The organism is Sphingobium fontiphilum (assembly GCF_014196635.1).
GTDB lineage: Bacteria > Pseudomonadota > Alphaproteobacteria > Sphingomonadales > Sphingomonadaceae > Sphingobium > Sphingobium fontiphilum.
The window spans coordinates 1-20,287 of the sequence record NZ_JACIEB010000007.1 but is presented as its reverse complement, the minus strand read 5'-3'; the positions used below and the strand labels follow the sequence as shown (position 1 = coordinate 20,287).

Annotated in this window: 18 protein-coding genes and 2 pseudogenes; 13 read left to right on the top strand and 7 right to left on the bottom strand. The window is 61.6% G+C overall.

Annotated features, from left to right (window positions below):
- Window positions 1–5: 5 nt before the first annotated feature.
- Together chrA and GGR44_RS13860 are read right to left on the bottom strand one after the other, a co-directional pair.
- Window positions 6–1,403: a chromate efflux transporter gene (gene chrA / locus GGR44_RS13865; RefSeq protein ID WP_017184237.1), complete on the bottom strand. Its 1,398-nt coding sequence runs from the start codon at window positions 1,401–1,403 to the stop codon at window positions 6–8.
- A gap of 2 nt (window positions 1,404–1,405) precedes the next feature.
- The gene (locus GGR44_RS13860) at window positions 1,406–2,329 is read right to left on the bottom strand and encodes a chromate resistance protein ChrB domain-containing protein (RefSeq protein ID WP_008603798.1); all 924 of its coding nucleotides are present in this window, start codon (window positions 2,327–2,329) and stop codon (window positions 1,406–1,408) included.
- Between the two features lie 195 nt (window positions 2,330–2,524).
- Between GGR44_RS13860 and GGR44_RS13855 the strand changes: the two genes are divergently transcribed.
- The 3 genes from GGR44_RS13855 to GGR44_RS17225 all read left to right on the top strand — a co-directional run bounded on the left by GGR44_RS13855 (window position 2,525) and on the right by GGR44_RS17225 (window position 4,218).
- Window positions 2,525–3,415 carry a DUF1259 domain-containing protein gene (locus GGR44_RS13855; protein ID WP_008603797.1) on the top strand — a complete coding sequence of 297 codons (891 nt, stop codon included), beginning with the start codon at window positions 2,525–2,527 and terminating at the stop codon, window positions 3,413–3,415.
- Complete coding sequence (locus GGR44_RS13850) at window positions 3,412–3,816, top strand: PepSY domain-containing protein (RefSeq protein WP_228165648.1); 405 nt, start codon at window positions 3,412–3,414, stop codon at window positions 3,814–3,816. Before GGR44_RS13855 ends, GGR44_RS13850 begins: the two co-directional genes overlap by 4 nt.
- Before the next feature lie 75 nt (window positions 3,817–3,891).
- Window positions 3,892–4,218, top strand: coding sequence for a Rap1a/Tai family immunity protein (locus GGR44_RS17225; RefSeq protein ID WP_223178489.1), 327 nt, complete (start codon window positions 3,892–3,894; stop codon window positions 4,216–4,218).
- 132 nt (window positions 4,219–4,350) lie between these two features.
- Here GGR44_RS17225 and GGR44_RS13845 read toward each other — a convergent pair whose 3' ends face one another.
- A complete protein-coding gene (locus GGR44_RS13845; protein WP_183956146.1) occupies window positions 4,351–5,082 on the bottom strand; it encodes an aromatic ring-hydroxylating oxygenase subunit alpha in 732 nt (243 codons plus the stop codon).
- A 232-nt stretch (window positions 5,083–5,314) separates the two neighbouring features.
- Here GGR44_RS13845 and GGR44_RS13840 point away from each other — a divergent pair, with 232 nt between their 5' ends.
- The 3 genes from GGR44_RS13840 (at window position 5,315) to GGR44_RS13830 (ending at window position 9,778) form a co-directional block, all read left to right on the top strand.
- A complete protein-coding gene (locus tag GGR44_RS13840) occupies window positions 5,315–7,813 on the top strand; it encodes a TonB-dependent receptor (RefSeq protein ID WP_183956145.1) in 2,499 nt (832 codons plus the stop codon).
- Window positions 7,814–8,116: 303 nt separating this feature from the next.
- Window positions 8,117–8,431 carry a nuclear transport factor 2 family protein gene (locus GGR44_RS17220; RefSeq protein ID WP_379536871.1) on the top strand — a complete coding sequence of 105 codons (315 nt, stop codon included), beginning with the start codon at window positions 8,117–8,119 and terminating at the stop codon, window positions 8,429–8,431.
- Between the two features lie 66 nt (window positions 8,432–8,497).
- On the top strand, window positions 8,498–9,778 hold the full coding sequence (locus tag GGR44_RS13830; RefSeq protein ID WP_183956143.1) for a cytochrome P450: 1,281 nt from the start codon (window positions 8,498–8,500) through the stop codon (window positions 9,776–9,778).
- 156 nt (window positions 9,779–9,934) lie between these two features.
- Here the strand turns inward: GGR44_RS13830 and GGR44_RS13825 are convergent, their stop codons facing one another.
- Window positions 9,935–10,567, bottom strand: a complete 633-nt coding sequence (locus GGR44_RS13825; RefSeq protein WP_183956142.1) for a TetR/AcrR family transcriptional regulator — start codon at window positions 10,565–10,567, stop codon at window positions 9,935–9,937.
- 180 nt (window positions 10,568–10,747) lie between these two features.
- On the opposite strand from GGR44_RS13825, the gene GGR44_RS13820 reads away from it, so the two are divergent.
- From GGR44_RS13820 to GGR44_RS13795, 6 genes are all read left to right on the top strand, one after another.
- Window positions 10,748–11,473 carry an SDR family oxidoreductase gene (locus GGR44_RS13820; protein ID WP_183956141.1) on the top strand — a complete coding sequence of 242 codons (726 nt, stop codon included), beginning with the start codon at window positions 10,748–10,750 and terminating at the stop codon, window positions 11,471–11,473.
- Window positions 11,474–11,501: 28 nt separating this feature from the next.
- Window positions 11,502–12,749 (top strand): aromatic ring-hydroxylating oxygenase subunit alpha, encoded by a 1,248-nt coding sequence (locus GGR44_RS13815; protein ID WP_183956140.1) that lies wholly within the window; start codon window positions 11,502–11,504, stop codon window positions 12,747–12,749.
- Between the two features lie 13 nt (window positions 12,750–12,762).
- The gene (locus GGR44_RS13810) at window positions 12,763–13,584 is read left to right on the top strand and encodes an SDR family NAD(P)-dependent oxidoreductase (protein WP_183956139.1); all 822 of its coding nucleotides are present in this window, start codon (window positions 12,763–12,765) and stop codon (window positions 13,582–13,584) included.
- 128 nt (window positions 13,585–13,712) lie between these two features.
- Window positions 13,713–14,540: an SDR family NAD(P)-dependent oxidoreductase gene (locus tag GGR44_RS13805; protein WP_183956138.1), complete on the top strand. Its 828-nt coding sequence runs from the start codon at window positions 13,713–13,715 to the stop codon at window positions 14,538–14,540.
- A complete protein-coding gene (locus tag GGR44_RS13800; protein ID WP_183956137.1) occupies window positions 14,533–15,849 on the top strand; it encodes an aromatic ring-hydroxylating oxygenase subunit alpha in 1,317 nt (438 codons plus the stop codon). The genes GGR44_RS13805 and GGR44_RS13800 overlap by 8 nt, the downstream gene beginning before the upstream one ends.
- Window positions 15,850–15,918: 69 nt before the next feature.
- Window positions 15,919–16,644 (top strand): EthD domain-containing protein, encoded by a 726-nt coding sequence (locus GGR44_RS13795; RefSeq protein ID WP_183956136.1) that lies wholly within the window; start codon window positions 15,919–15,921, stop codon window positions 16,642–16,644.
- A gap of 359 nt (window positions 16,645–17,003) precedes the next feature.
- Here the strand turns inward: GGR44_RS13795 and GGR44_RS13790 are convergent, their stop codons facing one another.
- Window positions 17,004–17,474, bottom strand: a complete 471-nt coding sequence (locus GGR44_RS13790) for a MarR family winged helix-turn-helix transcriptional regulator (protein WP_183956135.1) — start codon at window positions 17,472–17,474, stop codon at window positions 17,004–17,006.
- A gap of 11 nt (window positions 17,475–17,485) precedes the next feature.
- Window positions 17,486–17,923, bottom strand: coding sequence for an Ohr family peroxiredoxin (locus GGR44_RS13785; protein WP_425511326.1), 438 nt, complete (start codon window positions 17,921–17,923; stop codon window positions 17,486–17,488).
- Between the two features lie 39 nt (window positions 17,924–17,962).
- Here GGR44_RS13785 and GGR44_RS13780 point away from each other — a divergent pair.
- A pseudogene (locus tag GGR44_RS13780) lies at window positions 17,963–18,451 on the top strand (IS21 family transposase); the annotation flags it as partial.
- Here GGR44_RS13780 and GGR44_RS13775 read toward each other — a convergent pair.
- Window positions 18,446–20,272 (bottom strand): annotated as a pseudogene (locus tag GGR44_RS13775) (DUF4158 domain-containing protein); the annotation flags it as partial. The pseudogenes GGR44_RS13780 and GGR44_RS13775 overlap by 6 nt on opposite strands.
- Window positions 20,273–20,287 lie beyond the last annotated feature (15 nt).

The following is a 20,287-nucleotide window of genomic DNA, read 5'->3' as shown; positions in this document are numbered from 1 at the left end:
CTCCTTCAGATGATCATTACATATGCGGCCCCGAGGACCGAGCAGACGCCGAGCACCGGCAGCATGCCGGCCTTGAACCGGAACATGGCGAGTATCGCACCCACCGCGAGCGCCAGCGCCGGCCAGTTGACGGACGTTAGGACTGGGAGATCGATGGTGCCGGCTGCGAACGGCACTTCGCGGACTTGCTCGAACAGAGTGTGGATACCAAACCAGACCGCCAGATTGAGGATCACGCCGACCACTGCGGCGGTGATCGCCGAAAGCGCGGCCGACAATGCGCGGTTGCCGCGCAGCCGCTCGATGAATGGCGCGCCGGCGAAGATCCACAGGAAGCATGGCAGGAAGGTAACCCAGGTGGTGAGGATTGCGCCGAAGGTCGCGGCGACGAGCGGCGGCAGCCCGGTCGCTTCGCGGAAGGCCGCGAGGAAGCCGACGAACTGCGTCACCATGATCAGCGGCCCGGGCGTGGTCTCGGCCATGCCGAGCCCGTCGAGCATCTCGCCGGGCTGGAGCCAGCCATAGGTCTCGACTGCCTCCTGCGCGACATAGGCGAGCACCGCATAGGCGCCGCCGAAGGTCACCACCGCCATCTGGCTGAAGAAGGTGGCGATGCGGCTGAACACGTCGTCGGGGCCGAACGCGAACAGCAGCGCTGCGACCGGCCCGAGCCAGAGCAGCAGCAGGACGCCGGAGATGCGCAGCGACCAAGAGAGGTTCGGCCGGGCATGGTCGGGAAGGCCCTCGCCAAGAGCGGTGTCGCGGTCGTGGATTATCTCAGCGCCGGCGGGACCATGTCCGCCGCCGCCCTTGAATGCGGCGTAACCAGCGCGGCCACTGAAGAAGCCGATCAGCGCGGCGGCAAGCACGATCAGCGGGAAGGGCACGTCGAGCACGAAGATCGCGACGAACGCCAGCGCGGCAAAACCGCGCATGACGTTGTTCTTCAAGGCACGCGAACCCACCCGGACCACCGCCTGTAGCACCACCGCCAGCACGGCGGCCTTCAATCCGAAGAACAATCCCTCGACCAGCGGCACTTCGCCGAGCAGCACATAGACATAGCTGAGCCCTAAAATCGCGAGGAAGCCGGGCAGCACGAATAGCGCGCCCGCGACCAGGCCGCCCTTGGTCTTATGGAGCAACCAGCCAATATAGACAGCTAGCTGTTGCGCTTCAGGGCCGGGCAGCAGCATGCAATAGTTGAGCGCGTGGAGGAACCGCTCCTCGCCGATCCAGCGCTTCTCCTCGACCAGGATGCGATGCATCACCGCTATCTGGCCCGCCGGTCCGCCGAAGCTGAGCAGCGCGACCCTGATCCAGACGCGCACCGCCTCGCCAAAGCTGATGCCGTGCTCGTGCAGCGTCTCGACTGCGATTTCAGCGCGTGCGCTGGCCTCCATCTTTAGTCCTCTTTTCGCCGGGTGAAGTGAGCATAGAATCCGTCGAGCGCGGTCGATCCGCGCGCGATCCGCTCCTCGTCGTCGTCGGTGCCGGCACAGATGCCGGCGATAAGCGCGCTCACTCCCGGAGTTTCCGGGCGCTCGAACCGAGCATCGGCAATATCAAGGTCGTGAACAATTTCGCCGAGCGCCCGCAGCGCGGGGTCGGTCTCGAGACCGGTGAGGAACACCAAGGTCTCGAAGGAGCAGCGGTCGCCTTCGTGGGTGAACTCAGCGTCCGCCATGTCGAACCTCAGTTCGTCAGGCTCCGGCACATATCCTTTGCCCTCGACGAACTTGAAGCTCGCCTCGGGGTCGATGAAGCGGCGAATGAGCCAGGCGGACGCGATGCGATCGACATGGACATGGCGGCGCGTCACCCAAACGCGGCGCTTTAGCTCCGCCGGGGTCAGCTCGGGCGCACCGGGGCCGCTCACATCGGGATGTTGGTGAGAGCGGCGGTCCGCCTCGGTGATGGCGGCCTGTGCCGCCTGCCGACCATGCGCACCGAAAAAGTCGATCGCGGCGACCTCGTTCAGGCGTTTGCGCAGGCGGCCCACATCCGCCGCCGCGACATACTCGCCCTCACACAGCGCGCGCGCCTCGCGTGCCAACTCCTCATAGTCGGCGTCACGCGCAGCGTCGAACACTCCGCGCAGCTCCGCATCGCCCATGCCGCCGACAAGGCGCGCTTCGAGGATCAGCGCCTCGCCGCCATTTTCGGTGATCTCGCGATGCAGTTCTTCGAACAGCGCGCGCGTGTCCTCGCGATTGGGGAGCGCATGGACGGCGTTCTTGAGCGGCGCGGCCCCGATCGCCTGCAAACGCCGCCAGACCTTCACCCGCAAATAGGCAGGCTTAGCCGGAAGCTGCGGGATCAGGAGCAACCAAGGGGAAGCTTGTGTGTTTGTCATAGTTGTATCGTCACTAGCCTACAAGTGTAAGGGTTGCATCACAAGCCTCATGAGCATAGGACTGCTTATCCCGAAGAAAGAAACCGGAGCGCAATGTCGCGGCTCGCCGGCGGCGCGCTCGCATGACGTGAGGCTTTCCGTGTCGAGTGCGCTGATGAAGGATCAATTATGCTGAAAAAGACCATCGCCTTGGGATTCGCCAGCCTCCTGCTGGCAAGCCCGGCATGGGCAGCGCCGGACTGGTCGGCTGTCGACCGGGCGATAGGACGAGCGGGGGCCGAACAGCCGGGGGGCGTTCACCGCTACAGCTTCCCGCGTTCGGACCTGAGCGTCACGCTGGATGGGGTGACGATCAAGCCCTCCCTCGCGCTCGGCTCTTGGGCGGCGTTTCAGCCGATGGGCGACGAGGCGATGGTGATGGGCGATCTCGTGCTGACCCACGACGAGGTGAACCCCGTTTTGAGCCGCCTGCTCGCAAGCGGTTTTACGATCACCGCGCTCCACAATCACCTGCTCCGCTCTTCGCCTGCGACCATGTACATGCACATTGCCGGCCACGGCGACCCGGTGAAGCTCGCGGCCGCGCTCCGGCAAGCGCTATCAGCCAGTCGGACCCCGCTCGCCGCGCCGCAATCGCCTTCGGCCAGCGCAGCCGCATCGCGGCTCGACCTCGATGTGGCCGCGCTCAACCGGTTGATGGGCGGTGAGGGCAAGACGGCCGGTGGCATCCTCCAATACAGCTTTCCGCGCGCCGAGCGGCTGATGGACGGCGATATGGAGACTCCGCCGACGATGGGCACGGCGACCGCGATCAACTTTCAGCCAACCGGGGACGGCCGAGCCGCCATCACCGGCGATTTCGTACTTGTCGCAAACGAGGTCGATCCGGTCCTGCGCGTGCTGCGGACGAACGGGATCGAGGTCACGGCGCTGCATAATCATATGCTAAACGACGAGCCGCGGCTGTTCTTCATGCACTTCTGGGCCAACGACGACGCAGCCAAGCTCGCCCGTGGGCTGCGCGCGGCGCTCGACAGGATGAACAATCAGAGGAGTTGAACTCGGACGACGGCTCATTGGGCCGTAACCGCCGCCCGCCCGACCCCACGGCCCTTATGCAGGAAGTGGAATGGAACATGGCTAGCAAACGAACTCTCACTGTTGTCGCAGGCGTGGGCGCGGCCGCGCTGGCGATCGCGGGCGTGGCGATCGCGCAAAACCACGAGGCGAACGAAAACCGGATAATCGGCAAGCACAGCGAACGAGACATCCCGCTTGCTCAGGTGCCCGAGGCCGCGATGAACGCGGCACGCGCGCAACTCGCGTCAATAAGCAAAGCGGAGCAAGTCACCCGAAAGGCGGACGGAAGCACGCTCTATGAAATCAAGGGCAAGAACAGCGACGGAAAGACGATCGAACTGTTCGTCACGCCCGAAGGCCAGGTGCTCGGCCGCGAATGATGGATCAGCACGGGGCGCCGGCCGTCGAGGGCCGTGCGCCCCTTCCGAAATGATACTGCGGAATAGGAGACGAAAATGCGGCCAAGGCGATGGATATTGTTATGCGCCGCTTTGGCCGCCCTGCCTGATAGTGCGATCGGCCAAACCGAACCCGCGTCGGCGACGGGCTCGGCGTTGTTCGTAAGCTGTCAAGCGAATGAGCCGCGATGCGGCGCTTACCTCCAAGGCGTGCTCGACATGATGATCGTCGCGCGAAAAGCGGAATGCCGCGCTCCACGCTATGACCGATCGGCGCTGCGCGCGGCATATTTACGCTGGGCGGAGCAGAATAGCTATTTTATGAGTGTTCATATGGTGGCCGGAGCTGAACGCTCGTTAGCGAAGGCTTGGCCATGTCAGTAGCATCGTACCCCGCGGCGTAGCCTGCCCGGCGGCTGCCTTTGAGGGCAGGCGGAGCGTCCGCCTGGCGGTGAATTCCGCCAGCTCAACGATCCCATGTCGCGCCTCAAGCTCGCTAATTAGCCGATGTTCGCATTATGTCTGCCAAATCGTTGTCTGGCGCACAAACCTTGAGGTGACGCCCATCTTGGCTACGGTGCGGGCATGTAATGCAGCAGCGTGGTAGGATTCGCTCTGCGCCTCAACCCCCAGCTTCCAGTTGGCCTTGATGACCGAACGACAACGCACCGACGTTGGATACTCCTGAAACGGCGCATTCTTCAGCGCTTCGGTCATCGGCCCCAGGAATTCCACCAAGGTCTGGGCCGGTTGCTGATCCAGGTTGATGAAGATGAAGCCCTCCCACGTGTCACAATGGATCGGAGTCAGGCCGCTCTCCTGCTTGTCGACATGGGGAAAGCATTCTGCGTCGGGTATGTGGGTGAGTTCGCCATCGGTATTGTACTGCCAGGCATGATAGGGGCAGGAGAATTTGCCGCCCCGCCCCTTTTCATCCCACACCAGTTTCATGCCACGATGCGAGCAGATATTGTGGAACGCGCGGATGTTCATGTCTTTGCCGCGCACAATGATCGCCGAAACTGAACGGCACGTCACATCACGGACGATCCAGTCGTCCGGGTTCGGAATTTCACCCGCCTCGGCTATGTTCAGCCACACCTTGCCGAACATTTCACGCTCCGCCTCGAAACGTTCACGCGAATTATACGCATCAGGCTCTATCCGGCCACCCTCTAAAATTTCGGGTGTCGCCATGATCTCGCCTTGGCCGATGTCGAACATGATACCGGGATTGGGCGTATTCATCGCAACTCTCCTCTTTGATATGCTTGCGCTTTCCTCAATGTCATAAGCGGCAATGAGCCCTGGCCTTCTTCCCACTTGCGGCCCTGGCGCTCAGAATAGCGGATTCGCGACACGCGTGCGAGGCTGGGCCTTAGCAACCGTTTCCAGCGAATGATGCTTACCTCGACTCAGAGACAAGCTAACCAGCGCCCATGATCGCCTCGGCTTAGGTACGGGAGCGAAGGGGAGGAATATGAAAATCAAATTTGCTCTGCTCGCCGGTTGTGTCTTTAGCGCTGCCTGGATTGGCGGCGCACCCGCGCGAGCTCAAAGCGCACAACAGCCGCAAAGCGCTGAATCTCCATCGTCGATAGCCTCCGATGCCGATATGTCGACGATCGTGGTGACTGCGCGCCGGCGCACCGAGGACCTTAGCCGTATTCCCCTGACGGTCAGCGCGTTCTCAAGCGAGACATTACAGCGCAAATCCATTCTCAGTACCTTCGATCTCACGCGGGTGACCCCCGGCCTCAACATTTCCTTGTCGGGCAGTTCGGTTAATCCCGTCATCGCCATTCGCGGCCAGTCGCGCGGCCTTGCGGGACCCGGCACGCCGGGCGTTCTGACCTATTTCAATGAAGTCCCGCTGCCCAGCTATGGCAGCCTCATCTCCACCTATGACATGGACAACATCCAGGTCCTGAAAGGCCCGCAGGGGACCCTGTTTGGACGCAACGCAATCGGCGGTGCGGTCCTCACCTATTCGCGCAAGCCGACCTATGAGCTCGGGGGCTATGTCGAAGCTGAATATGCCAGCTTCAATTCGCTTCGTCTCGAAGGTGCAATCAATCTTCCCATCATCGCGGACAAACTCGCCGTGCGTATCGCAGGGCAGTCGTCGAGCACCGATGGCTTTACGAAAACCTTTGTTTACAGCCCTTATATCCTAACCGGTCCGTTCAACGCCGCGCCCGGCAGTTTGATCGGCGATGCACGGAATTACGGCGAGCTGGACAATAAGGGATTACGCGTCTCCGTCCTCGCGGAGCCGGTCGAAGGTGTCTCCAGCGTGACGGTGCTGGATTATTTCCGCTCACGCGGGAATGCCCCCATCGTCTATCAAGGGCCTTTTCCCGGCGGAGAGCCCGCAATATATGCCTCGTCACCGGCAGAATTAAACACCCTTGGTCTGGGCGGCCTCCTGATTCCGACGTTCCTTTGCGGCACTTCGCCAAGCTGCGATATCGATCTGGCGAACCTCTATGCTAAAGATAATCCGCGTCGATCAGCATATACCAACATGCTTCCCGACGGTAAGACGTCGATCTTTGGCATCTCCAATACGACGACGATCGATTTCTCTGATCAAATCCGGTTGAAAAACATCTTCGCCTATCGGACGGCGAAGGACGATCACAATACCGATATCGACGGAACCGCGATGGCGATTGTGGATGTGGTCGATCGTGTCCGGTTGCAGCAGATCACGGAAGAGCTTCAGCTTTCCGGTGAAGCATTCAACCAAAAGCTGAAATATGTGTTTGGTGGCTTCTACTATGAAGAAAAGCCCAATGGCATTGGCGGGCGCGAGGCTGATGGCATCTCCGTGTTCAACGGACTGAACGTCACGACAAATATCAATTATCAGCATGAGACGACCAAGGCTCTCTATGGCCAGATCGACTATGACCTATCAAACATAGTCAAAGGGTTAGGTGTCACCGCCGGATATCGATACTCGTGGGACAAGACCTATGGTTGCGTCTATGTTGCCGATTACAGCCTGGCGCTCGGCGGTACACCGCCAAGGATCGGTGAGTATGGCTTTCTGCCGACGGAAGAGCAGTGCAAAACAGGTGATTTCACACCCGATCCGAACGCCGCGCCAGGAACCACCATTGCCGAAAACTTCTCCCAAAAATCCCGCAAAGGCACTTACACGCTCGCTTTGAACTGGCAGGCGACGCCTGATCTGTTGCTCTATGCCACCACCCGACGGGGATATCGGCCGGGCGGCTACAACTCGCCAACCCTGCCTGCCCCCATAGCATCCGTACAGACGTTTGAAGCGGAGACCTTAACGGACGTCGAAATTGGTACGAAGGGCCGCTATTCGTTCGGCGGTATTGGCGGGAATTTTAGCGTGGCCTTGTTCCGCGGCAAGGATAAGGACTATCAATATTATCAGACCACGACCGGCATCCCAGGCCTGGTTTCGGGCGGCCTGATCCTCAATAAGGCCGATCTGATCATCAAAGGTTTCGAGGGTGACTTCAGTATCCGGCCATTCAGAGGACTGACGCTGGGAACAAATTTTTCCTATACTAAGGTCAGCGTCGACAAATTGACCATCCCGCCAGCTGTGCTCGCCGCGTATGAAGCAGCAGGAGCGGGAGATCAGGTTGAGATCACATCTGTTTTCTTCCAGCCAAAGTGGCAGGTTAACGTTAATCTGAGTTATGATTATCCGGAGAGGATTCTGGGTGGTCAGCTTGGCTTCAACGTTGATTATCACTATCAGTCAAAATATCTGGGCGGAGAGATTTTCATCGATCCCTATGAGACAGTGGATGCCCGGATCTCGCTTTCGAAGCTGTACGATGATCGGGTGACGGTGAGCGTCTTCGCGCGCAACCTGTTCAACGAACTTTATGCGGTGGGCCCGAGTTCATCGTCGGCTGGCACCGGAGCAATATCATATGTCATGGCGGCACCGCGAACATTTGGCGGCTCGGTGCGGTTCAACTTCTGATATGAATGGCTTCGATCCGCTTGCCTGGATGCCGCGATGGGCCGGCATCCCAATGAGGGTGGGATGGGGACGGGACCTTAGGATATTCCTGTTCGGCGAAGAGATGCTCGACCCGTGAGCGGACCTTGGATTGCACATTGGTCGCGCGCCGCGCCGTTGCCGGCATAGGTCGGCCCTTTGGCTTCTTGCGAAGATTGGAGTGAGTGACATGATGACAACAAGGGACGTTGCGACGAAGTTCTTCACCCTGATGGCGAGCGGCCACTTCCCCGAGGCATTCGGGATGCTGGCCGATGATGCGCCATATCATATTGTTTTGTTGGCCACACGCCGCTGTCCGGCCGGTATCATGGGCCACAGGAGCTGTTTGAGAAGCTGGGCCCAAGCCTCTCCGATCTCAAGGATCTCAAATCCACGTTCACGGAACTCATCGTCGACGGCAAGCGCGCTGTGGCGCTGATGCGCGCGACGGCGCACGCCGCGCACGGTCCCTACACGCAAGATCCGGCGATATTCGTGATAACAGTGGAAGGCGAAAAGATCGTCGACCTCCTTGAGATGGTCGACACTGTGATGATCGAGACCCAATGCTTCGGTAAGAAGCTTTCCGCAGCGTAAAGCACATCTGCCGAGCCTGGCCTGCCGGAAGGCTCCCGACAATGGCTGTGATCAGGAGATCGAAACATGGCGACGCCCACGGACGTAGCGAGCGAATTTGCGGCCCTCAACAAGCTCTACAGTTCAGGTGACCCGATCGAAGTCGACCCCTATCCCATGTACCGGGAGTTGAGGGATAAGCAGCCGATCATGGATGGCGATATTCTGGCTCGCTACGGGGTCCCATCCCAGGCGGACTTCATCCTCAGTGGCCGCAAAATCTTTAGCCTTTTCCGCTATGAGGACGTCGCGCGGGCATTGCAGGATGACGATACGTTCTCAGCCGGCCTCCAGGCCATCGGCCTCGGCGATTTCCTGGGCGATGGCATTCTGACCGCTTATTCCGGCTTCGAGCATCGCAAGTTGCGCGGCGCCATGCTCAAGGCGCTCACGCCGGCAGCGCTGCGCGATTGGCGGAGCATATTGATCGAGCCCCAAATGCGCGAACATCTGGAGGCGTTGAAGCCGCTTGGCAAATGCGACCTCGTCTCAGCCTTCTCGCTGCGCTTCCCCATCGATGTGGTCTATCGCGTGCTGGGGTATCCCGACGACAGCGAATTCGCCGCGCGCTTTGCGGGTTGGGCGCTGCGTATCCTGTCCGGCACCCCAACCGATCCGGCGGCGGTCGCGCAGGCCCATGCCGCTGCGCTTGAGGCCTCGCGCAACATTTACGATGCGACACTCGACATCGTGAAGGCGCGTCGTGCGGCAGGTGCCGAGGGCGAGGATATGATGTCGCGGATGATCCGTGCCGAACATGAAGGCGAGACGCTCGACGACCATATCATCACAAGTCTGATCCGCGGATTGCTGCCGGCCGCGGCGGAGACGACCACCCGCACCTTCGGCAACATGCTGGTCCTGCTCCTGGATCGGCCCGAGATGTTCGAACGCCTGCGCGCCGACCGCAGCCTGATGGCCAGGGCGATCAACGAAACGATGCGTTTTGAGCCAACGGCCTCCTATGTCGCCCGCGAGACGCGCGTCGACACGGAGTTCCACGGGGTGAAGGTGCCGGCGGGAACCGCGCTCTCATTATGCGTGGGATCGGCAAATCGCGACGAACGCTTCTTCGAAAATCCCGACACGCTCGATTTCGATCGTAAGATGTTACGCCCGATGCTGGGCTTCGGATCGGGCGCGCATATCTGTCTGGGAATGCAGCTCGCGCGGCTCGAAATCGACGTGGCCATGAATGCCGTCCTCGATATTCTGCCGACGATCCGGCGCGATCCCGATGCCCCGCATTCCGAGATCCGTGGCCTCAATCTTCGCGGACCGGACGACCTCAACGTCTGTTGGGATTGAGAGTCCTCATTGGGCTTTCTCGGGTCACCTGTTGCCTCATGGTCGTGACCGCCCCCGGATCACTCGCTTCTTTCCGCGGCCAGTGCCGGGCTGGCGCATGATGGAGGTCTGGAGAGCCGGACTGCCTTTTGGTCCACTCATGGGCGGAGCGCGCCGTCAGCGCGCAAGAGCGAAGGAGACGATCGCCTCGGAAATCGCCTCGCGGACATTTTGTTCGGTTCTGAGCTCCGGAACGTCCAGGTGGAGCTGTCCGAGCAGGCCGGAAATCGACACATAGCCCAGCGTCACGATCAGCGCGTGGAAGAACAGACCTTCCGCTGAAATATCCGGCCGGATGATGCCCTGTCGGCACCCCTGCGCCATGGCTTGCTTGAGCGGCTCCAGCATCTCGTCGCGGCGTCGTTCGAGGAAATGGCTCCGTTTGATCTGCTCGCCATCGTGAATGACCTGATCGATCAGCAGCCGGCCGACATGCGGGTTCAGTATATAGAAATCGGCATAGCGCAGGGCGAACTGCCTGATGGTCAGCAGGGGATCATCAACAGACGGCGCTTCGAGCTGGAAGGCAGCGAAAAAATCGATCGCCATCTGTGTGAGCGCTTCGAGGTACAGATTCTCCTTCTTGCCGAAATAATGGTAGATCAGCTTGGCACTGACCCCCGCCGATCTTGCGATCTGGTTGACGTGCACGGTGGCAAAGCCGCTGCGGGCAAACTCCTTTTGTGCAGCCTCCAGGATCCTGTCGATCGTTGCCGACTTGTCTGCTTTTCCTCCGTTCATGCCCATCATCTGAACCTGTTCGATTGGAGGGGCAAGTTCACATCGCGGGAGAGGGACACCCCCAGCGTTGCAAGCGGGTTCCAACGATGGCGCCTTGGTGACCATTGACCGCCTGAAGCAATGGGCGGAAGCTCGTGGCAATGAAAGGTTTCGCCCTTTTCGGCCAGAAACCTAACCAGGAGAAACCTGATGGGGCGTTTTGATGGCAAGGTGGCGATCGTCACGGGGGCGGCGAGCGGTATGGGCGAAATGGAAGCGCGCATCATCGCCAGCGAGGGCGGCCGGGTGGTCCTCACCGACATCGCGGCGGACCTTGGCGAACAGGTGGCGGCAGACATTGGCGACGCGGCGCTTTTCATGCACCATGACGTGTCCGACGAAGCGCGCTGGGCGGACGTCGTGAAGCTGGCGCGCGACCGCTTCGGCCCGCCGAGTGTGCTCATCAACAATGGCGGCGTGGGCGCCTATGGCGGCATCCATGAGATTGAGACCGATTATATGCGGCGGATCATGGAGATTAATTTCATGGGCGGCTTCTTCGGCATCCGCGCCGTGCTGCCCTCGATGCGGGAGCTCGGCGGCGGCGCCATCGTCAACATCTCCTCCGGGCTCGCCACCACCAGCCTTGCCGGCTACTTCCCCGTGGGCACTTCCAAATGGGCCGTGCGCGGCATGACCCGGCTGGCGGCCAAGGATCTGGCGCCGTTCAATGTGCGTGTGAACACCGTCTTCCCCGGCGCGATCGACACGCCCAGTCTGGTGCAATCGGTCCGGGATAATGCGAAAGACCTGATCCCGCTGGGTCGCGCGGGCGGCTCCGACGAATGCGCGCGGGTGGTGACCTTTCTGGCCTCCGATGAAGCGAGCTACGTCTCGGGCGCCGAGATCATGGTCGATGGCGCGATGCTGTGCTGAGCCCGCAGGCAACCGGACGATATAAGCCATGAACGAATATGCGCGCCATTGGACCACGGCCAGCCAGCTCGGGCTGGATGCCGCGACGGCGACGGTCGAGAGTCATATCTCGCCGGAGATTTACGCGGCCGAGGTCGACCGTATCTACCGCCGGTTGTGGCTGATGATCGGCCGGGAGGAGGAAATCCCCAATGCGGGCGATTTCTTCCTGCGCGCGGTGCCGACGCTGAAGGCCGAGCTGATCATCGTGCGCGGCAAGGACGGGATCGTGCGCGCCTTCTACAATAGCTGCGCGCATCGCGGCGTGCGGGTCGTGCAGCAGGCGCGCGGATCGGCGCTCACCTTTCGATGCCCCTATCACAGCTGGCTCTACGGCGCGGACGGAGCGCTCCGCGCGATCCCCTCGGAGCAGGAATTCCCCTGCGTCGACAAGGCGAAGAGCGGCCTGGCGCCCGTGCAGCTGGAGATCTGGAACGGCTTCCTCTTCGTCAACTTCGATCCGCAGCCGGCGCAGAGCCTCGCGGACTATCTGGGCGGCCTTGGCGAACTGCACGCGACCCTGCCTTTCGATCGCTATCCGTTCCACATACGCACCGATTATGATGTCGCGGGCAACTGGAAGGGGTGCATGCATACCTTCTCCGAGGGCTATCACATCACCACTGCCCATGCCCGCACCCTTACGCCGCAGATCATCAATAGCAGCAATCCGACGTTCAATTTCTACGATGTGCGGATATTCGGGCCGCACAGCACGCTCACCAGCGAGCGCAACTATGACTGGCGACCGAAAACGCCGGTCGTGACATTCGCCGTCAGCCAGTTGCCGCCCTCCACGTTGCCGCGCGTGGACGGCAGCGAGGAGCGCGATTTCGTTTCCCACCCGTCGATCAACCGGATCGGCCTGCCAAATTTCGGCGTGGAAACCATCACGATCTTCCCGAACATCTGCCTGCAACCGCTGGGCGGTGGCTATTTGTGGATGACGTTCTGGCCCATCGCGCCGGATCGCACGCTGGTGGAAGTGCGCAGTCATGCCGTGGTCGCGCCGAAGACCCTGCGTCAGGAATTCGCAACGGCCTATGCGTCAGCGGTTAATCGCGATGTCCTGTCGGAAGATTTCGCGCTGACCGAGCAGCAGCAACGCGGCTTCACCATGGGCGCGCACCGCCACCAGAATTTCGGCGAGAATGAGTTGCTGCTCCGCTATCTGGCGAAGGCGGTCGATCACTATCTCCACGATGACGCGCCGCTTGCGGCCGAACTGAAGGCCTGACGCAGAGGATATTATGGGCAAAACGCGATTTGATTTCTCCGGCAAGCGCGTGCTCGTCAGCGGCAGCACGAGCGGCATCGGCGCCGCGACCGCCAGACTATTTGCCGAGAGCGGCGCCCGCGTGGTCATCCACGGCCGCAACGCCGATCGCGCCGCGGCCCTGCAGGACGAGATTCGCGCGGCAGGCGGCACCGCCATCGTGGCGCTTGGTTCGCTCGACAGCGATGCGGGGGCTGCCAGCATCGTGCAGCAGGTGGAGGCGGAATTTGGCGGGATCGACATCCTCGTCAGCAACGCCGGGGATAGTCAGCCCTATGCAGCCGACTGGTTCGCTGTCCCGACTGAGGACTGGCTGAGCAGCTACAACAGCAATGTCGGCGGGGCGGTGCGGCTGGCCAAGGCCTTTGTGCCCGCCATGCGCCGCCAGCGCTGGGGACGCGTCATCCTGATCGGCAGCTCTGCCTATTATCTGCCCATTCCCGATTTCCCCACCTATGGCCCCGCCAAGGCCGCGCTGGCGAACGTCATGGTCAACATGACGAAGATTCTGGGTGGCACCGGTGTGACGGTGAACATGATCAGCCCCGGATCGGTGCTGACCGAGACGATGCAAGCCAACCTGCTGCCGATGGCGCAGGCAGAGGGCTGGAGCGACATCGACCCCCTCGCGATCGAGCGCCGGCTGATCGCTGAAAAATGGCCCAACGCCGCAGGGCGCATGGGCCGGCCCGAGGAAATCGCCGCGACGGTCGCGTTCGTGGCGAGCGAGGAGGCCGCGTACATGACCGGCGCGCATATCCGCGTCAATGGCGGCGAGAGCCCCTCACTGCATTGAGGAAAGCACCGCCGCGTCCGGCCGTCATTGCTATCGGTTCCCAACGAAAAGGGCTCGTTGGAGCGTCGCGTCCGCGATACTCTCGACGCTCAATAACGCCGCGCGGGCGATGACAAAGGAGAGAGAATTTGCAGAGACTGGAAGGTCGCCCGGCGATCATCACTGGCGCCGCTTCGGGCATCGGCGAGGCCACTGCGAAGCGCCTGGCGGGCGAGGGTGCGCTGGTCGCGGTGGCGGACATCAACAGGCCGGGCGCAGAGACGGTTGCTCACGCGATCGAGCAGGCCGGTGGGCGTGCGATTTCCCTCTTCATGGACCTGAACGACGAGGAGAGCATCCGCGCGATGATCGCCGCAACCGTGGATCATTTCGGCGGCCTGCGCATCCTGCACAACAATGCAGCGGACATGCGCCAGTGGCATCTCGACGAGGATATGGCGGTCGAGCATATGGATGTGGCCGTGTGGGACAGCATCTTCCACGCCAACATCCGGGGAACGATGCTGGCCACCAAATATGCGCTCCCCGCCTTACTGGCGTCGGAAGATGCGGCCATCATCAACACGAGTTCGGGTGCCTCGCTGACGGGCGATCTCTACCGTCCCGCTTACGGCGCCTCAAAGGCCGCGATCAACAACTTCACCATGTATGTCGCCACCCAATATGGCAAGCGAGGCGTTCGTTCGAACGCCATCTCACCGGGCATCGTCATCACTGCGGCCGCCTCCGCTGCGAACGGCGAGGAGCGCTATGCGGCACTGATGCGGCATGTGCTCAGCCCTCGCATCGGCCGGCCGGACGATCTGGCAGGCGTGGTCGCGATGCTGGCATCCGACGACGGCCGCTACGTCAACGGCCAGATCATCTCCGTGGACGGCGGCATCCGTGCGCACTTCGCCCATGTCGCGGATGTGGCCGATGAGTTCTGGAATGATATGGAGGAGCGTCATGGCTGACGGGAAAGCAGGAACGGAGACCGCCAGGGCGGCGCCTGTTCCGCATTTTCATGTCACCAGCTTCGATCTTGGCCACGGCCCGGTCGAGCCGGATCCGGCGGTGATGCAGAGCGGTCATGTATCGGTCGCCAGCTATGTCGATCATGAGCGCTTCGAGAAGGAAGCCGCGCTGTTCGGAACCGTCTGGCTCAACATTGCCGATGAAAGCGACGTTGCAAAGCCGGGGGACTGGATCGTTCGCCCGGTTGCCTGCCGCAACGTCTCGGTTCTCATCACGCGAGGTGCCGACGGCGTTGTGCGCGCGTTTCACAATATATGCACCCATCGCGGCATGCAGCTCCTGTGGGAAGAAAGCGGCAATGGCAGTCGCTTTACCTGTCCTTATCACGCCTGGACCTTCGGCTCCGACGGGGCCCTGCGCAGCGTGCCCGATCAGGACTGTTTTCCCGGTCTCGACAAGGACGCCTCAGCGCTGCGCCCAATCCATCTCGGCATATGGGAAGGCTTCATCTACATCAATCTCGCTCCCCAGCCAGCCCAGACGCTGGAGGCGTTCGTCGCCCCCTTGGCGGGTCGGTTTCAGGACCTGCCGATCAAGCATTTCAGCCGTCAGGCGACGATGGGCGCGCGGATAAAATGCAACTGGAAACTGCTGCTGGAGGCACAGAGCGAGAGTTACCATATCCGGGCGCTTCACGCTCGCACCGTCAGCAGCATGATGTCGTACAGCGGTAACCCTTTCTGCCATCCGCTCTATTGGGAAGCCCTGGGGCCGCATCGCAGCTGGTCGACCAGCATCAATCCGCAGTTCGAACTGTCGGATGCGCGCCCGGTGCAGCAGTTCGCGTTCACGGCGTCGGCCCAGATCATCACCACCGCCAACCCGCTCGAAGACACCGATAGCGCGGTAAACGGCTTTCGAGGTTCCGAGCCGATTGATCGAGGGGATCCGGCGCTATGGGCCGCGGACAATATGATCGTTTTCCCGCATGTGCAGATCAACGCGGGCGCAAACGGCTGCTGGATGCATCGCTTCTGGCCAATATCGGAGAATGAGACGGACTGGCAGGCGCGTTATTACTATTATGAACCTGTGAGCTTACGGCAGGAGTTCGCGCAGCATTATGCGACGGCATTCAACCGCGATACGCTTGTCGAAGATAATAATGCCTGCACCCGCCAGCAAAATTCGATGAAATCGGGAGCCATCGACCACATCCAGTTTGGAATGCAGGAAATGGCATGTCGTCACAGCGCGGCCGTCGTCAAGACTGCGATCGATCAGCTTCATAGCTTGCCACTCGCATAGCCTGCATGAAAGACAGCCCCGGATGGGATCGATGGGGCTGAAATTTCCACTATTCTGTTGGAGACAAAGATGTTCCGGATAACCAGCTTCCTTCGCCGCGATGTCAGCCTGTCTCGCAGCGAGTTTGTCGAGCGCTGGCGGAATGATCTCAGCGCGGCGATGATGGCCAATCCGCAATTCGTCCGCTCGGTCCGGTCCTATGTGCTGAACAAGCCTTTCGAGACAGTTCCCGAAGAATTTCTGTGGATCGCCTGCGATGATTATGACGGCGTGATCGAGCTTTGGTTCGATACGCTGCCCGCTGCGGTGGCCACCGCCAACGCGCTGGCCGCCGACAGCGCGGTCCAGTCCGCAATGCAGGGCCTGATCGATACCGTGGGCAGCGTGACGTGGATCGGCCATGTCGTCGACGGGTTCGACAAGCCCGGCATCGCCGTCAAGCGCATCGTCGCCGGGCAGCCGCGCGCAGATATCCCGCTCGAAACCGCTCAGGATTACTGGGTGCACGATCATTACGACTTTTTTTCGCGCTTTGAGGATTTCATGGCGTACATGCTGCGCTACCGCGCCGTTTATGGCATCCAGACACCGGGCCTGCAGATCACCAGCCACCGGTTCATGGGGATGTGCGCGGATGTCGGCTTCGCGTCGCTCCAGCATCTGTCAGACGCGTATCGCGAGCCCAAACATGCCGCCGTCATGATGACCGACATCGAGAAATTCGGCGCAAAAACTGGTGCGATCACCTTCACGGCAGGCGCTGTCGAGGTGGCGTACGGTAAGGCCATGGGCTGATATGGCTTGACCATCGAGAAGATGGTCCAAACTAGAGGCGTTGACAAATTGACACATCCACAAGCGAGTTGAGACGATTTGGATGAAGCCGATAGCTGCCGGCGGTTTTGTCGTATCTGGTAGCGAGCCTTCGGGCATTTTGAGTTTGTTGGAGCAGCGTTCGACCATGTCGCGCAGGGCGTAGATCGCGGCATCTGCGGGGAACTAGCTGGATCAGGTGGTTCCGCTTGGTCGGGATCATACCGGTGCCGCCGCGCTTCGTGGCTCTAGGCAGCCTGCCACCATCGCTCCCCTCGCAGGGCAGGCCAGCAACGGCGAGTGACCGCGCTGGGCTGTATGATCAACACCAAGACAGGCATTTAGCCTTCGGACCTGTCCTGGCTGCCTTTGCGTTGCAACACGGCGATTAACGCCCGCACCTGTTCGCGCAGGTTGACGATACTTTCCTCGTCGATCGCAAGGTTGGCTGACAATGTTGCAGGAACTTTCCCGGCGTCGGCGCGCAGATTTCTGCCCTTGGCCGTCAACTCGATCAGCACGCGCCGTTCATCCTTTGCATCGCGTGTGCGACTTATTAGCCCCGCCCGTTCCATACGCTTGAGCAGCGGCGTTAACGTGCCGCTATCGAGATAGAGGCTGTCACCGAGTGAGCCGACCGTCTGAGATGCTTCTTTCCAAAGCACCAGCATGACCAGATATTGCGGATAGGTCAGGCCGAGTTCCGCGAGGATCGGTCGATAAAGCCGGTTCAGGAGATTGGACGCAGCGTAAAGTGGAAAACAAACCTGCCGATCAAGATCGAGCGGGTCGTTGTCGATCGGCAGGCTCATTTTCCTCAATCCTAGTTCACTGATACAACAATCGCCACGTCGATATTACCTTTCACCGCATTGGAATAGGGGCAAACCGAATGGGCTTTGGCAACGACTTCTTCCGCTGCCGCCTGATCGATTCCGGTGATCGTGACGCCCAATGCTACCGTCAGGGCGAATCCACCCGATCCGTTTGACTCCATCCCAACGTCGGCCACCACGACGATATCGTCATCCTTCACTTTTTCCGAAGCCGCTCGCGTTACGTGGATTACGGCGTTCCCGAAGCAGGCGGCATAGCCGGCAGCAAAAAGCTGCTCAGGATTGGTCGCGCCGCCCTTACCGCCCAACTGCTTGGGCAGAGCCAAGGCGAGATCGAGAAGGCCGTCATCGCTGTTGATTGCCGCTGAGAAGTGACCCGGGAAGGGCATAAATTTCCACTGAGAAGTGACCCATGTTGAACTCACCCCTGGCTTTGGCGAGCGGGGGATCAAGGAGTGTTGGACATGGCGTTGTTGAGCGTAATCCGTCGCTGGCATTACCGCGACCATCTATCGATCCGCGAGATTGTGCGGCGCACGGGATTGTCCCGTAATACGATCCGTAAATATTTGCGGTCAGAGACGATTGAGCCGCAGTTCAAGGTGCCCGAGCGGCCAAGCAAGCTGGATCCGTTCGCGGAACGGCTGTCGGCCTGGCTGCAACGGGAGATGGTTCGCTCGCGCAAGCAGAAGCGCACGGTCAAGCAGTTGCACGCCGATCTGGTGAGCCTGGGCTATGACGGTTCCTATGGCCGTGTTGCCGCCTTCGCGCGGGCATGGCGCGATGAGTATCGCCGTCAGCAGCAGATGAGCGGCCGCGGGACGTTCGTGCCGTTATTGTTCGCACCGGGGGAGGCGTTCCAGTTCGACTGGAGCGAGGACTGGGCGATCATCGCCGGCGTGCGCACCAAGCTGCAGGTGGCGCACTTCAAGCTCAGCCACAGCCGGGCCTTCGGCGAGCAGGACGTTGAGCAGGCCGATCCGGTCGCCACACGGAACACCGGTGCGCAGATGGGTGAAGGCGTCGGTGAACTCCAGCGCAGCGTCCACTTCGAGCAGCAGGTCGGTAATGCGGATGGGCGGCAGGCGACGGTAAAGGTCCAGCACCAGGTCATCGATCCCGTCCGGCGCATCGGCGGCCAGGCGATCGATGCGCAGCGTCCCGTCCTCGATGCTGCCTTTCGGGATCGTACCGTTGCGCGCGGCGCGACCGAGCCGGGCGAGGCCATCGGCGAGACGGGCCTTGCGGTCCGCGAGCCAGACATGCGGATCGGACGGTACGGCCAGCTTCGCAGCATGCGCGACTTCCATCGATACGAGGACGTTGCGAAGGTCACCGTACCGGTGCGAGCGGTCGAGCCAGATGTCACCCGAGCGCAGCGCGTCGCGCAGATGGAACATGACCGCGACTTCCCGGAGGCGCGCATCATCGTCGCCCTTCGCCCGCAATTGACGCCGCCATTTGGAATGTGGGCGCAGGAAATCGTCGGTCGCCGGGAGCGCGTCTTTGGTGGCGATGGCGATCACCGCGTCCAGCAAGGGGCGCGCAGCCGACGCGGCTTGGAGATGGAGGCAGCGCAGCATACGCGGGGCATAGCGACGGAAGCGGTGATACCCCTGATCGACATGCGCCAGCGGATCATCGCCAAGCGTGTCCGTCAGAATCCTGGCCGTCGCGACGAGGCGGGAGAGATGGTCCCATCCCGCCGCACGCGCGACCGCATCCTCCAGCGACGCGCCGTCGCCATGCGCTTCGAGCAGCGACTGGCCAAGCGCAGTGAAGCCGCTCAGCGTCGCAGTGACCCCACCTCTGGTTTCCGCGGCGCGTACGTCATGTAGCTGCTTCGCCTCGCGCCAGGTGCGCCCGACGATCCGGTCATGCGTCTCGATCACCGCATCCGCGGTCGCGGTAGCCCACTCGATGATGCAGACCGCGAGGATGGCGCGACGCCGGTCGGCACCGAGATCGCGCAGGCCATCGGCGAAGTAACGTTCGCCCTGTCGGCGCAGCCGGGCGACGCGATGCGGCGGGACGTCGCCGAGCAGGCGGGCATCGAGGTTCATCGCACGCAGGAACTCAAGCCGGTCGAGCAGTCGATTTGCCGCGGCGGAATTGTTGCCCGGCTCGATCCGGCGCAGCCAGATGAAGCGACTGATTGCCCCCGGCAGCATCTCGGTCGTCAGCCGGTCGAGACGGGTGCAGGCGACAAGATCAAGGCGAGATGCGATGCGCTTCTCGATGCTGCGTTCGGCCGCGACGAGCGCATCCGCGCACAGGCGCTCGATCGTCGTGATCGCCGGCAGGATGGTCATGGTATCGCGGCAGCGGGAGATGAAGCGCCGGGCGAGATCGTCGTTCGAGTGTGCCTGCTCGGCTTCGGCGAACAGCCAGTCACGGAACGTCCGTGCCGGCGCGCCCTGACCAGGAAACGTCCTGTATCCGTAGATGGAGCGCAGCACCTCCATATGTTGCTGGCGGGTCTGGCGCCGGACGGCGTAGTGGACGAGCACGTCACCGGCGATGCCGAGCTGGGCGCCGAGGAAAGCGGATACCGCGAGCGGGATCACCTCGCCCGGCACCAGCATTCGTCCCGGATAGCGCAGCGCGCACAGTTGCAGCGCGAAGCCGATCCGGTTTTCCGGTCGGCGTCGCCGGTCGATGTGGATCAGGTCGTCGTCCGCCAGGATATAATGCCGTAGCAGCGACGCTTCGTCGGTCGGCAGGTCGAGCAGCGACGACCGCTGCCGGGCGCTCAGGATATGGCGTCTCGGCATGCGGCTTTGTCCCTG